At 59.9% G+C, this 1010-nt stretch carries 1 protein-coding gene; it reads left to right on the top strand.

Annotation, left to right across the window (positions count from 1 at the left end):
• Positions 1-1002, top strand: a 1002-nt coding sequence (locus Pla52o_RS26535; protein WP_231612690.1) for a hypothetical protein, incomplete at its 5' end; no start/stop codon positions are given.
• Positions 1003-1010: the final 8 nt, after the last annotated feature.

Raw genomic sequence — 1010 nt, 5'->3', positions numbered from 1 at the left:
TTCTTGATGGGGGATGATCCTTACTCGGGAAAAAACTTCGACCATCGCAAAGTCTGGATCGAACAGCATTTGCAGCAATTCGCTGCCGCCTTCGGAATTGATCTGTTGGGATTCGCGATTCTCTCGAACCATTTCCATCTGATCCTGCGCACTCGCCCCGATGTGGTCGTCGCCTGGAATGACCAGGAGGTGGCGCGGCGATGGATGTTGCTTTGTCCCCATCGCCGCCATGCCGACGGCTCGCCGATGCCGCCAACCGAGTCTGAAATTCAATCGATCGCAGGGTGTCCCGTTAAACGTGCCGAGATCCGCAAACGACTCAGTAGCATCAGTTGGTGGATGCGACTGCTTTGCCAGCGTGTCGCGACACGGGCCAACCGCGAAGAGGAAGAATCGGGGCGGTTCTTTCAGGATCGCTTTCATGCGACGCGGTTAGCCGACGAAGCGTCGCTGCTCGCGTGTGCCGCCTACGTCGACCTCAATCCGATTCGAGCGGCAATGGCCGCAACGCTCGAAGGCAGCGATCACACTTCGCTGCAACGCCGAATTCAAGCGATCCCAGCCGGCGACCGTTGCGAGGTGGCCGGAAGCGCCAATCCGCTTGCGATGGCTGCAGTTGATTCTGTCGATCGTTTTCTCTCTCCGCTGACGATCGATGAGCGGACCGATCCGATTGGCCCTTGCCCGAGCGAATCGGGGTGTCGCTGCAGTGACAAAGGTTTTCTGGCGATGCCGCTAGAGGACTATCTTCAGCTGCTCGATTGGACAGCTCGCCAGGTGGCGCCGGGCAAGCGTGGGAAGACGCCCGCGGGAGTGCCCTCGGTGCTGAAGCGATTGCGTTTGGATGCTTCGTCTTGGTGCGAGTTAGCCAGCGACTTTGGCAGCCTGTTTTGCACGGTTGCGGGTCGACCCGAGCGTGTCGATTCGATGCGTAGTCATCGGACGCACCGCCGCTACCATCTCCGGCGGCGGGCGCGTGAGCTGTTGACGAGTGCTTCGTAGCTAGCACG

This window comes from Novipirellula galeiformis, assembly GCF_007860095.1.
GTDB classification, from domain to species: domain Bacteria; phylum Planctomycetota; class Planctomycetia; order Pirellulales; family Pirellulaceae; genus Novipirellula; species Novipirellula galeiformis.
This window is presented reverse-complemented; position numbering and strand designations above follow the sequence as displayed.